Origin of the sequence: Paraburkholderia phenoliruptrix (assembly GCF_047325075.1) — a bacterium.
In the GTDB taxonomy this organism is placed as follows: Bacteria; Pseudomonadota; Gammaproteobacteria; order Burkholderiales; family Burkholderiaceae; genus Paraburkholderia; species Paraburkholderia phenoliruptrix.
Genome location: NZ_CP168530.1, coordinates 218,184 through 229,897, shown reverse-complemented (window position 1 = coordinate 229,897; position 11,714 = coordinate 218,184). Strand labels below are relative to the sequence as shown.

The 11,714-nt window shown below is 65.3% G+C and carries 10 protein-coding genes; 7 read left to right on the top strand and 3 right to left on the bottom strand.

Annotation, left to right across the window (positions count from 1 at the left end; all coding sequences use genetic code 11):
- Positions 1-49 precede the first annotated feature (49 nt).
- Both ACEN8U_RS01050 and ACEN8U_RS01045 read left to right on the top strand, forming a co-directional pair.
- A complete protein-coding gene (locus ACEN8U_RS01050) occupies positions 50-1,396 on the top strand; it encodes an NAD(P)/FAD-dependent oxidoreductase (protein ID WP_013591423.1) in 1,347 nt (448 codons plus the stop codon).
- An 87-nt stretch (positions 1,397-1,483) separates the two neighbouring features.
- Positions 1,484-2,356, top strand: a complete 873-nt coding sequence (locus tag ACEN8U_RS01045; RefSeq protein ID WP_310112113.1) for a dienelactone hydrolase family protein — start codon at positions 1,484-1,486, stop codon at positions 2,354-2,356.
- Between the two features lie 122 nt (positions 2,357-2,478).
- Here the strand turns inward: ACEN8U_RS01045 and ACEN8U_RS01040 are convergent, their stop codons facing one another.
- Together ACEN8U_RS01040 and ACEN8U_RS01035 are read right to left on the bottom strand one after the other, a co-directional pair.
- On the bottom strand, positions 2,479-3,348 hold the full coding sequence (locus ACEN8U_RS01040; protein WP_310112110.1) for a sulfurtransferase: 870 nt from the start codon (positions 3,346-3,348) through the stop codon (positions 2,479-2,481).
- Positions 3,349-3,509: 161 nt separating this feature from the next.
- Positions 3,510-4,616, bottom strand: coding sequence for an aromatic ring-hydroxylating dioxygenase subunit alpha (locus tag ACEN8U_RS01035; RefSeq protein ID WP_310112107.1), 1,107 nt, complete (start codon positions 4,614-4,616; stop codon positions 3,510-3,512).
- Between the two features lie 287 nt (positions 4,617-4,903).
- Between ACEN8U_RS01035 and ACEN8U_RS01030 the strand changes: the two genes are divergently transcribed.
- From ACEN8U_RS01030 to folE2, 4 genes are all read left to right on the top strand, one after another.
- The gene (locus ACEN8U_RS01030) at positions 4,904-5,212 is read left to right on the top strand and encodes an exodeoxyribonuclease VII small subunit (protein ID WP_310112102.1); all 309 of its coding nucleotides are present in this window, start codon (positions 4,904-4,906) and stop codon (positions 5,210-5,212) included.
- The gene (locus ACEN8U_RS01025) at positions 5,209-6,090 is read left to right on the top strand and encodes a farnesyl diphosphate synthase (protein ID WP_310112099.1); all 882 of its coding nucleotides are present in this window, start codon (positions 5,209-5,211) and stop codon (positions 6,088-6,090) included. Before ACEN8U_RS01030 ends, ACEN8U_RS01025 begins: the two co-directional genes overlap by 4 nt.
- An 85-nt stretch (positions 6,091-6,175) precedes the next feature.
- Positions 6,176-8,083 (top strand): 1-deoxy-D-xylulose-5-phosphate synthase, encoded by a 1,908-nt coding sequence (gene dxs / locus ACEN8U_RS01020; RefSeq protein WP_014972786.1) that lies wholly within the window; start codon positions 6,176-6,178, stop codon positions 8,081-8,083.
- 320 nt (positions 8,084-8,403) lie between these two features.
- Positions 8,404-9,210, top strand: a complete 807-nt coding sequence (gene folE2, locus ACEN8U_RS01015; protein ID WP_013591430.1) for a GTP cyclohydrolase FolE2 — start codon at positions 8,404-8,406, stop codon at positions 9,208-9,210.
- A 138-nt stretch (positions 9,211-9,348) separates the two neighbouring features.
- On the opposite strand, the gene tsaD is transcribed toward folE2, so the two are convergent.
- Positions 9,349-10,377: a tRNA (adenosine(37)-N6)-threonylcarbamoyltransferase complex transferase subunit TsaD gene (tsaD, locus tag ACEN8U_RS01010; RefSeq protein ID WP_310112096.1), complete on the bottom strand. Its 1,029-nt coding sequence runs from the start codon at positions 10,375-10,377 to the stop codon at positions 9,349-9,351.
- A gap of 112 nt (positions 10,378-10,489) precedes the next feature.
- Here tsaD and ACEN8U_RS01005 point away from each other — a divergent pair, with 112 nt between their 5' ends.
- Complete coding sequence (locus tag ACEN8U_RS01005) at positions 10,490-11,707, top strand: NAD(P)/FAD-dependent oxidoreductase (protein ID WP_310112093.1); 1,218 nt, start codon at positions 10,490-10,492, stop codon at positions 11,705-11,707.
- The last annotated feature ends 7 nt before the right edge of the window (positions 11,708-11,714 follow it).

The following is an 11,714-nucleotide window of genomic DNA, read 5'->3' as shown; positions in this document are numbered from 1 at the left end:
CTCGCGCGTGCTTACGACGCACAACCCATCGGCAAATACGGAGAGTTCAATGCATCGTTTTATCGTCGTCGGCGGAGGCGCGGGGGGACTGGAGCTGGCAACCCGGCTGGGCGATCGCTATGGTCACAAGAGCCGGGGCGCGACGCGGGCGCAGGTTACGCTCGTCGACCGCAATCCGACTCATATCTGGAAGCCCTTGCTGCATGAAGTGGCGGCCGGCAGCATGGACCCGTTCACGCAGGAACTCGAATACGCGGCGCAAGCGCGCTGGCACGGCTTCGAGTTTCAGCAGGGCGAGCTGACGGGGCTGGACCGTGCAAGCCGGCGCCTCACGCTCGGCCCGGTTCTCGACGACGACGGCGCCGAACTGCTGCCCGAGCGGCAGCTGGAGTACGACACGCTGGTGATCGCGATCGGCAGCACCACGGCATTCTTCGGCGTGAAGGGCGCGCCGGAATTCTCTTTGGCACTCGACACCGTCAGCCAGGCCGAGCGCTTTCGCAAGCGGCTGATCGCGGCTTGCATGCGGGCCGAGCACCAGGCGCATGAGCCGGTCGAATCGGGGCCGGGCACGTCGCCTTCGTCGGAGCCGCGCATTCAGGTGGCGATTGTCGGCGGCGGCGCGACGGGCGTCGAGCTTTCCGCGGAATTGCGCAACACCGCGCAGGTGTTGTCCGCCTATGGTTTGCACAAGCTCGATCCGCGGCACGACGTGGGCATCGTGCTGATCGAGGCGGGGCCGCGCATTCTGCCGGCTTTGCAGGAACGCGTTTCCACGGCGACGGCCGAGCTGCTCACCAAGCTCGGCGTGAAGCTGATGACGAGCGAGACGGTCGCCGAAGTCGCGCCCGGCATTATCCGCACCGCGAGCGGCAAGACCGTGCGCGCCGATCTGACGGTCTGGGCCGCGGGCATCAGGGCGCCGGCTATCCTGAGCCAGCTCGACGGCCTGCCGGTCAACCGTCTCGGCCAGCTCAACGTGCGCCGCACGCTGCAAACCGAAATCGACGACAACGTGTTCGCGCTCGGCGACTGCGCGGCATGCCCGTGGCCTGGCAACGAGAAGAACGTGCCGCCGCGCGCCCAGGCCGCGCACCAGCAGGCGAGCTTTCTGCTGAAGGCGCTGGCGGCCCGGCTCGACAACCGGCCGCTGCCGGAATTCACGTATCGCGACTTCGGCTCGCTCGTGTCGCTCGGCCATTTCAGCGCGGTCGGCAATCTCATGGGCGGGGTGATCGGCGGCAACATGCTGATTGAAGGGCTCTTTGCGCGGTTCATGTACATGTCGCTGTACCGCCTGCATATCGCCGCGCTGCACGGCTACGCGCGCATGGTGCTCGACACGTTCGCGCACTGGCTGCGGCGCACCACCTTGCCGCGCGTGAAGCTGCACTGACGGCGCTGCGGCCTTGCCGGCCGCATCTGCAACAGGAGACGCCCGAGGCGTATCCTGTTGCCTCTACATCTAATGAGGAGCGCCTGCATGCTGAACCCCGATGTCGACAGCCTGGTCCCGCACGTTCCCTTCAATCGACGAACCTTCATCAAGGCCGCGCTCGGCACCGGTTTTGCGGCCGCTGTGATGCCGGTGTCGGCGCAAACCATTCATACCGACAGCGAAGGCCTCGAAGCCGGCGAGATCGCCGTGCACTCGGGCGGCACGCTAGTGCCGGCCTACCGCGCGCAGCCCAAGGGCAAGACGCGTTTGCCAGTGATTCTCGTGGTTCATGAGGCGTTCGGCGTGCACGAGCATATCGCCGACGTGTGCCGGCGCTTTGCCAAGCTCGGCTATCTCGCCATCGCGCCGAACCTGTTTGTGCGCGAGGGCGATCCGATGGCGCTTCCCACCATCCAGCAAATCAGCCAGCAGATTCTGAACAAGGTGCCGGACGATCAGGCGCTGGCCGATCTCGACGCCACGGCGGCGTGGGCCAGCGAGCACGGCGGCGACCTCGAGCGGCTCGGCGTGACCGGGTTTTGCTGGGGCGGCCGCATCGCATGGCTGTACGCGGAGCACAATCCGCAATTGAAGGCGGCGGTTGCATGGTATGGGCGCGTGGCCGGCGAGAACACGGCCACCAACCCGGCCAATCCGCTCGATCGCGTGGCCGACCTTCATGCGCCGGTGCTCGGTCTTTACGGCTTGCAGGACCAGAGCATCCCGCAGGCATCGCTCGAACAGATGAAGCAGGCCATTGCCCAAGGGCCGCAGGTCGCGCGCGGTTCGCAATTCGTCGTGTACGACGACGCGGGCCACGCGTTCTTTGCGGACTACCGGCCGAGCTACAAAAAGGCCGATGCCGAGGACGGCTGGCGCCGGGCGCTCGCCTGGTTCAGGCAGCACGGGGTGGCTTGACGCTCGTGTGAGCCGCTCGCGGGCGCTGCACTCGCTTCACTTGCCTTGCTCGCTGCAAAAAAAAGCCGTTGCCGCCTGTCGGTGGTAACGGCCTTCTCTCTTTTGCGAACCTGTCCGACGCTTTACGGATTCGGTCCAGTCGCGACGGGCCGCTTAGGATCCGAACTCCACTCGCTCCACGAGCCGGCGTACAGCGCCGCGCCGTGCAGCCCGGCCACTTCCATGGCGAGCGCGTTGACGCACGCCGTCACGCCTGAGCCGCATTGCAGAACGACGTGTTCCGGTGCCGTGTCGCCGAGCAGCGCATGGAACTCGTCGCGCAGCGTATGGGCCGGCTTGAAGCGGCCGTCGGCAGTGAGGTTGTCCTTGAAGAAGCGATTGAGCGCGCCCGGAATATGGCCGCCGACGCGATCCAGGGTCTCGTTTTCGCCGCGGTAGCGGTCGGCGGCACGCGCGTCGACGACCACGCGCTCTTTCGAGCCGAGATTGCGCTCGACCATCTGCGCGTCCACGGTGACGGAAAGCGGGGCGCCTGCTTTGAAGTCGCCGGTGTTTTGCGGCGGCACATCCTGCGTGAGCGGCTGGCCCGCGGCTTCCCACGCCTGCAGTCCGCCGTCGAGCAGCGCCACGGCGTCGTGGCCGAGCCAGCGCAGCAGCCACCAGGCGCGCGCGGCGTACATGCCGCCTTGCGCGTCATAGGCGACGACTTGCTGACCTTGCTTCAGCCCGCGCGACTCCAGTGTTTCGACGAGCCGCGCGCGATCCGGCAACGGATGACGCCCGTTGCTGCCGTTCTTCGGCCCCGACAGATCGCGGTCGAGATGCAGATAATGCGCGCCGGGCAGATGTCCGGCGAGATAGGCCTTTTCGCCGGCTTCAGGGTCGGCCAGATCGAAACGGCAGTCGATGACGAACACGCTGCCCGGCGCATCGGCGAGCCGTTCCGCGAGGTTCGTCGCGGAGATCAACGTGGTGTAGTGAGTGTGGGGCATGACGTCTCCTCGATGCGGGCGATGGCGGCCCGGTTGCCGGCGGCCTCGTGACGCGGCCGGATGGCCGGCCTACCTTGTAAGTCTAAACAAAAAAGACGGGCCGAAGCCCGTCTTTCGATGTTGATGCAAACGCGAGTGAAGTTGCGTGAGCGCGCGGCGCCTCAGAGGGTGCCCAGCTCGCGCCGCAGAAACTCGTGAAAGTGCTGCATGCCGTCTTCCATCGGGCTCTGGTACGGACCCACCTGCGACTCGCCGCGTTCCATCAGCGCGCGGCGGCCCGCGTCCATGCGCTCGGCGATTTCGTCGTCTTCGCGAGCCGTTTCCATATAGGCGGCGCGCTCGGCTTCGACGAACTCGCGCTCGAAAAGCGCAATTTCTTCAGGGTAATAGAACTCCACGACGTTGGTGGTTTTCTGCGGACCGCGCGGAAGCAGCCATGACACGACGAGCACGTGCGGATACCACTCGATCATGATGCCCGGGTAGTACACCATCCAGATCGCGCCGAACTCGGGCGGATTGCCGCCGCGAAAGCGCAGCACCTCGTCATGCCATTTGCGGTACGTGGGGCTGCCCGGCTGCTCCAGGTCCTTGTGCACGCCGACGGTTTGCACGCTGTACCAGTCGCCGAATTCCCACGTGAGGTCGTCGCAATTGACGAAGCTGCCGAGGCCCGGATGGAACGGCGCGACGTGGTAGTCCTCCAGATAGACCTCGATGAAGGTCTTCCAGTTGTAGTTGCACTCGTGCACTTCGACGTGGTCGAACATGAAGCCCGAGAAGTCGAAATGTTGCCGGGTGCCGAGGTTGGCCAGATCGCGCGCGACGTTGCGGCCCTGTGCTTCGAACAGCAGCCCCTGCCAGTTCTGCAGCGAGGTGGCGCCGAGATTCAGGCACGGGTTGTCCGCGAAATGCGGAGCGCCGAGAAGTTCGCCTTTGAGGTCGTACGTCCAGCGATGCAGCGGGCAGACGATATTCTCCGCATGGCCACGGCCGTTCAGCATGATGGCCTGGCGGTGACGGCACACGTTGGAGAGCAGCTCGACTTGCGATTGCTGGTTGCGAACGAGCACCCGCCCCTCGCGCTCGCTCGGCAAGGCAAAATAATTCCCCACCTCCGGCACCATGAGATCGTGCCCGACGTAACGGGGACCTTTCTTGAAAAGGGTTTCGATTTCGCGCGTTAGAAGCGCTTCGTCAAAGTAAGCCGTGACTGGCAGCTGGCTGTGAACAGACCGCAACTGCAATGCATTGCTCAGATTGGACATTCCCACTCCCGATGAAGACGTGAAAGCAGTGAACAACCCAACCATCGAAGATTCGATTTAGGGAGCCCGAGATTATACCTGTTTCCCCTTCCTTGGGGCGGTTAAGTCACTGATTTGGGTCAAAAATGTCGGGAAAGTTCGGCTTTTCGGCACAGACCGATCGATTTTTTTCTGCGAGACTGGCGGGGCGCCCGCGGGCGGCCGACCGGGCAGAAGGCGGGCTGGCAAATCCCATTTGTCGCTTTTGCCGTAGAATGTCCGACTTGTTTTAATTTTTGCGACCATTCATGGCGAAGACCGCGTCGAACGATGCCGCTGCGGGCCCGGCCGAGGGCGTCGACAACACGCCCCTGCCCGACAATTACGAGGCGGCGCAGGCAGAGCTGGAAGGGCTCGTCGCGCGCATGGAAAGCGGCAATCTGAGCCTCGAGGAGTCGCTCTCCGCCTATCGGCGCGGCGCGGCTCTCGTGGCGTTTTGCCAGCAGCAGCTCGAGAAGGTCGAGCAGCAGGTGCGCGTGCTCGACGGCGAGACGCTCAAGCCCTTGCCCGTGAATACAGCAGGAACAGCCGCTACTGAGAGCGGGGACGACCTATGACATTCGAACAATGGATGCGCTCGGTGCTCGGGCGCGTGGAAGCGGCACTCGAACATTATTTGCCGGCTGAAATTATCGAGCCCGCCAAACTGCACGAGGCCATGCGCTACGCGGTGCTGGGCGGCGGCAAGCGGGTCCGCCCGTTGCTGTGCCATGCAGCAGGCGAGCTGACCGGTGCGCGCGCCGAGTGCCTCGACGCGGCCGCCGCGGCGCTCGAAATGATCCACGTGTATTCGCTCGTGCACGACGACATGCCCTGTATGGACGACGACGCGCTGCGTCGCGGCAAGCCCACGGTGCACGTCAAGTATGACGAAGCCACGGCGCTGCTGGTCGGCGACGCGCTGCAATCGCAGGCATTCGTCGCGCTGACGTCGGACGTTCTTGCGCCGGCGCAACAGGCCGCGCTCGTGCGCGAGCTGGCTCTTGCGAGCGGTTCGATCGGCATGTGCGGCGGTCAGGCCATCGACCTGGCGAGCGTCGGCCACACACTCACGCGCGAGCAACTCGAAACCATGCACCGCATGAAGACCGGCGCGCTGCTGCGCGCCGCGGTGCGCATGGGCGCGCTGGCGGGCGAAGCGCCGGACGCGAACGCCATGCGTTCGCTCGACGCTTACTCGGCCGCGGTCGGCCTCGCGTTTCAGGTCGTCGACGACATTCTCGACGTCACGACCGACTCCGCGACGCTCGGCAAGACAGCAGGCAAGGACGCGAAGGACGGCAAGCCGACCTACGTGTCGATTATTGGGCTCGACGCTTCGCGTGCGCTCGCCGCGCAGTTGCGCAGCGACGCGCACGCTGCGCTCGCGCCGTTCGGCGCGCGCGCGCAGCGTCTGGCCGAATTGGCCGACCTGGTGGTGAACCGGGTCAGCTGAACGCGAAAGCCCGCCGCCGCGCGCCGTCCCCACAAGGCGCGTGTATGAAGTGCGGGCGCGTAAGTTTTCCTACAATGGAACGACGATGTACGACTTGCTGAAAACCATCGACGACCCGGCCGCCCTGCGCCGCCTCGATCGCCGCCAATTGCAACCGCTTGCCGACGAGTTGCGCGCTTTTGTGCTCGACAGCGTGTCGCAGACGGGCGGCCATCTCTCGTCCAACCTCGGCACGGTCGAGTTGACCATTGCTCTGCATTACGTCTTCGATACGCCGCACGACCGCATCGTGTGGGACGTCGGCCATCAGACGTATCCGCACAAGATCCTGACCGGCCGCCGCGACCGCATGAGCACGCTGCGTCAGTTGGGCGGCATTTCGGGCTTTCCGAAGCGCGACGAGTCGGAATACGACACGTTCGGCACGGCGCACTCCAGCACGTCGATTTCGGCGGCGCTCGGCATGGCGATCGCGAGCAAGCTGCAGGGCGACAACCGCATGGGCATTGCGGTGATCGGCGACGGTGCGATGACGGCGGGCATGGCTTTCGAGGCGATGAACAACGCCGGCGTCGAAGACGACGTGCCGCTGCTCGTCATCCTCAACGACAACGACATGTCGATCTCGCCGCCGGTCGGCGCGCTCAACCGCCATCTGGCGCGGCTCATGTCGGGCCGCTTCTACGCGGCCGCGCGCGCGGGCGTCGAGCGCGTGCTGCGCGTCGCTCCGCCCATGCTCGATCTGGCCCGCAAGCTGGAGGAGCACGCGAAGGGCATGATCGTGCCGGCTACGCTGTTCGAGGAATTCGGCTTCAACTACATCGGGCCGATCGACGGTCACGACCTGGATTCGCTCATTCCCACGCTGCAGAACATCAAGGAACTGCGCGGTCCGCAATTCCTGCACGTGGTGACGAAGAAGGGCCAGGGCTACAAGCTTGCCGAGGCCGATCCGGTGCTGTACCACGGCCCGGGCAAGTTCAACCCGGCCGAGGGCATCAAGCCGGCTGTCTCGCCGTCGAAGAAAACCTACACGCAGGTGTTCGGCGAGTGGCTGTGCGACGCCGCCGAGCTGGACTCGCGCGTAGTCGGCATCACGCCGGCCATGCGTGAAGGCTCGGGCATGGTCGAGTTCGAGAAGCGCTTCCCGGATCGCTACTTCGACGTCGGCATCGCGGAGCAGCATGCGGTTACGTTCGCGGGCGGCCTCGCCGCCGAGGGCATGAAGCCGGTCGTCGCGATCTACTCCACGTTCCTGCAACGCGCCTATGACCAGCTGATTCACGACGTCGCGCTGCAGAACCTGCCGGTGGTGTTCGCCATCGACCGTGCGGGTCTGGTCGGCGCGGACGGCGCGACGCACGCGGGCGCGTACGACCTCGCGTTCATGCGCTGCATCCCGAACATGATGGTGATGGTGCCGTCGGACGAAAACGAGTCTCGCCAGATGCTGTACACGGCGCTGCAGCAGTCTTGCCCGACGGCGGTTCGCTATCCGCGCGGCGCCGGGACCGGCGTCGCGACGGTCAAGCAAATGGCCGCGCTGCCGGTCGGCAAGGGCGAAGTGCGCCGCGAAACCTCGCAGCCTGCGGGCAAGCGCATTGCGATCCTCGCGTTCGGCACGATGGTCGCGCCGTCACTCGCCGCGGCTGAACAGCTGGACGCCACGGTGGCCAACATGCGTTTCGTCAAGCCGCTCGACGCCGAACTCGTGCGCGAACTGGCAGAGACGCACGACGCCATTGTCACTGTCGAAGAAGGCTGCGTGATGGGCGGCGCCGGCTCGGCATGCGTCGAAGCCCTGCTCGAGAGTGGGGTTATGCGGCCCGTACTACAATTGGGCCTCCCTGACCGCTTCATCGACCATGGTGATCCGGCCAAGCTGCTTGCCGCATGCGGGCTGGACGCCGCGGGCATCGCCAAGTCGATTCGCGAGCGCTTTCTGTCGAGCGGTGCGGTCGGCGGTCAATCGTCGGTGAAGCGGGTCGCTTAAGCACGTTGCTTAGCCTCCTGGTTAAGCAACCGGTTAGCGCCTCGATCTGCCACGCGGCGCGGCTCGCGATAAACGGCGCGGGCGGCGAGGGAAATCACAAGTGACCCGGTGGGCTGTGCCCACCATGGAACGCCGGCAGGGGCCGGCGTTTGCCGTTGCGATTTCTGCTTCGCGCGGCAACTGGCGCCTCCCGAACCCGTCGCTTCGCGAACGCCGTCAATCGGGCGTTCGTCTAACGGGGCAAGTTTCCTCTTTCAACGAAACTCCCGTGAAGCGAACCACTGGGGAGCGGGCCGGCGTCTTCCTGAAAGGACAACAACATGAATCAGATGAATCCCGCCTTTGTGATGCCCGACGTGCAAAGCACGCCCGATACCCGACAGATTCCGATTCAGCGGGTTGGCGTCAAGGCGGTGCGCCATCCGCTGACGGTGCGTACATCCAGTGGCGACGTGCAGCCGACGGTCGGCACGTGGAATCTCGACGTGCATTTGCCTGCCGATCAGAAAGGCACGCACATGTCGCGCTTCGTTGCGTTGCTCGAAGAAAACAAGGCGCCGCTCGAACCGGCCACCTTCCGCGCGATGCTCGCGGCGATGCTCGAAAAACTCGAGGCCGAGGCGGGCCGCATCGAAGTGTCGTTCCCCTACTTCGTGAACAAGACGGCGCCCGTGTCGGGCGTGCAAAGCCTGCTCGACTACGAAGTCACGCTGAGCGGCGAGACGCGCAATGGCGCGACGCGCCTGTTCCTCAAAGTGATGGTGCCGGTCACGAGCCTCTGCCCGTGTTCGAAGAAGATTTCGCAGTACGGCGCGCACAACCAGCGCTCGCACGTCACCATCAACGCGGAACTGGCGGGCGAGATCGCGGTGGAAGACCTGATCCGTATCGCCGAGGAAGAAGCGTCGTGCGAACTGTGGGGCCTGCTCAAGCGTCCGGATGAGAAGTTCGTGACCGAGCGCGCCTACGAAAATCCGAAATTCGTGGAGGACCTGGTGCGCGACGTCGCACAGCGTCTGAATGCGGACGAGCGGATCGTCGCGTATGTGCTGGAAGCGGAAAACTTCGAGTCGATCCACAATCACAGCGCCTATGCCGTGATCGAGCGTGACAAGCGCGTGGTCTGAAGCCGGCAGTCGGTTCTCTGCAGCGACAGATCCGATCTCGAACGTCAGAATGACCTCATGAAAAAGCCGCTCTTTCGAGCGGCTTTTGTATGTTCGGCTGTCAGATCGTGGCGCGTAATCCGACGCCTAATCCGACGCCTAGCGCGCAAGCGACGTCAGATCCCAGCGCGGCTTAACCGTAAAAGCGTAGTCTTTGCCCGATTGCTCGGGCCAACGCTGCAGCCGCAATGCGCCGGCTAGCGCGATCATGGCGCCGTTGTCCGTGCACAGCGACAGATCGGGGTAGTGCACATAGAAGTTGCGCTTGTGCGCCGCCGCCGAAAGCGCCTCGCGCAATTGCCGGTTCGCGCCCACACCGCCCGCGACCACGAGCCGGTTCAGCTTCGTGCGCTTGAGCGCGGCCAGCGACTTCGTGGCCAGCACGTCGACGGCGGCGTCGACGAAACCGCGTGCCAGATCCGCCTTCGCCTGCTCGCAGATGTTGGCGCCGCCGAGCTTTTTGGCGTGCGTGAGCACGGCGGTCTTCAGGCCGCTGAAGCTGAAATCGAGGTCGCCGGAATGCAGCATGGGCCGCGGCAGGACCACCGCGCCCGGCGTGCCGAACTCCGCCATGCGCGAAACTTCCGGCCCGCCCGGATAGCCGAGGCCGAGCAGCTTGGCGGTTTTGTCGAAAGCTTCGCCGGCGGCGTCGTCGAGCGTTTCGCCGAGCGTTTCGTACACGCCCACGTCGGTTACGCGCATGAGCTGCGTATGGCCGCCCGACACCAGCAGCGCCACGAACGGAAACGGCGGTGGCTCGTTGACGAGCAGCGGCGACAGCAAGTGCCCTTCCAGATGATGGATGCCGATGGTCGGCTTGTCCCACGCCATGGCGAGCGAATTCGCCACGCTCGCGCCGACCAGCAGCGCGCCCGCGAGCCCCGGGCCTTGCGTATAGGCAATGGCGTCGATGTCGCCGCGTGCGGCGCCCGCGCGCTGCATCACCTCTTCGAGCAAGGGCAGCGCGCGCCGGATATGGTCGCGCGAGGCCAGTTCGGGCACGACGCCGCCGTACTCGCGGTGCATGGCGATCTGCGAATGCAGCGCGTGCGCGAGCAGGCCACGCTCCGTGTCGTAGAGCGCGAGGCCGGTTTCGTCGCAGGAGCTTTCGATGCCGAGAACGAGCATGTGAGATGGGTTTGGCAGGCTCTGCCGAGCAGCCCGAAAACGCAAAAAGATAAGCCTGAAAGTATAGCAGCGCGGCCAAGCCCTCGCAGACGCGCAGGTACAATGCGGCCCCATGGAATCCTTCGATATCGCGGTGATCGGCGCAGGCGCGGCCGGCATGATGTGCGCGGCGGTGGCCGGGCAATTGGGCCGGCGCGTGGTGCTGATCGATCACTCGCAGCGTCTCGCGGAAAAGATCCGCATTTCCGGCGGCGGCCGCTGCAACTTCACGAATCTGTATGCGGGGCCCGGCAATTATTTGTCGGCGAATCCGCATTTTTGCCGCTCGGCGCTCGCCCGCTACACGCCGCGCGACTTCATGGCCTTGCTCAAGCGCCATCATGTGACCTGGCATGAGAAGCACAAGGGGCAGCTGTTTTGCAACGAATCGAGCGACGCGGTCATCAATGTGCTGAAGAACGAGTGCGACGCGGGGCGCGTCGCCTGGCGCACGCCGTTGTCCGTCCAGGAGGTGAGGCAGGACGCGGAAGGCCGCTTTACGCTCGACACGAACGCCGGTGCGATTGCGGCGCGGGCGCTCGTCGTGGCCACCGGCGGCTTGTCGATTCCGAAAATCGGCGCGACGGATTTCGCGTTCCGTCTCGCGAAGCAGTTCGGCCACAAGCTGATCGACACGCGCCCGGCGCTCGTCCCGCTGACGTTTGCCGCCGCCGACTGGGAGCCCTTTTCGGCGCTCTCGGGTGTGTCGCTGGAGGTGCGGATCGCGACCGGCAACAAAAAGACCGGCGCCGAATTCGAAGAAGATCTGCTGCTCACCCACCGCGGCCTGTCCGGGCCCGGCGTGTTGCAGATATCGAGCTACTGGCAGCCGGGCGAGCCGATTCACATCGATTTGCTGCCGAACCGGGACGCCGCTGCCGCGCTGCTCGAAGCGAAGACCGGAACGCGCCGGCAGATCGCGAATCTGTTGTCGGAATGGGTGCCGCAGCGGCTCGCGCACGTGTGGCTCGAGACCCACCAGATTCCCGCGGAGGCGCGCGTCGCCGATCTGCCGGACAAGTCGCTGCGGCGTATCGGCGAGGCGCTGTCGCGCTGGACGCTCACGCCGAACGGCACGGAAGGCTACCGCAAGGCCGAAGTGACGCGCGGCGGCGTGGACACGCGCGATCTTTCGTCGGCGACCATGATGAGCGCCCGCGCGCCGGGCCTGTACTTTATCGGCGAGGCGGTGGACGTGACCGGCTGGCTCGGCGGCTACAATTTTCAGTGGGCCTGGGCGTCGGGCGTGGCGGCCGGCCAGGCCGCCGCCGAGTATGTTCGTGGGGCTTGACGGCGCG

Coding starts and splice junctions, on each gene's coding strand:
- ACEN8U_RS01050 (WP_013591423.1), top strand. CDS start 50: ATGCATCGTTTTATCGTCGTCGGCGGAGGCGCGGGGGGACTGGAGCTG.
- ACEN8U_RS01045 (WP_310112113.1), top strand. CDS start 1,484: ATGCTGAACCCCGATGTCGACAGCCTGGTCCCGCACGTTCCCTTCAAT.
- ACEN8U_RS01040 (WP_310112110.1), bottom strand. CDS start 3,348: ATGCCCCACACTCACTACACCACGTTGATCTCCGCGACGAACCTCGCG.
- ACEN8U_RS01035 (WP_310112107.1), bottom strand. CDS start 4,616: ATGTCCAATCTGAGCAATGCATTGCAGTTGCGGTCTGTTCACAGCCAG.
- ACEN8U_RS01030 (WP_310112102.1), top strand. CDS start 4,904: ATGGCGAAGACCGCGTCGAACGATGCCGCTGCGGGCCCGGCCGAGGGC.
- ACEN8U_RS01025 (WP_310112099.1), top strand. CDS start 5,209: ATGACATTCGAACAATGGATGCGCTCGGTGCTCGGGCGCGTGGAAGCG.
- dxs (WP_014972786.1), top strand. CDS start 6,176: ATGTACGACTTGCTGAAAACCATCGACGACCCGGCCGCCCTGCGCCGC.
- folE2 (WP_013591430.1), top strand. CDS start 8,404: ATGAATCAGATGAATCCCGCCTTTGTGATGCCCGACGTGCAAAGCACG.
- tsaD (WP_310112096.1), bottom strand. CDS start 10,377: ATGCTCGTTCTCGGCATCGAAAGCTCCTGCGACGAAACCGGCCTCGCG.
- ACEN8U_RS01005 (WP_310112093.1), top strand. CDS start 10,490: ATGGAATCCTTCGATATCGCGGTGATCGGCGCAGGCGCGGCCGGCATG.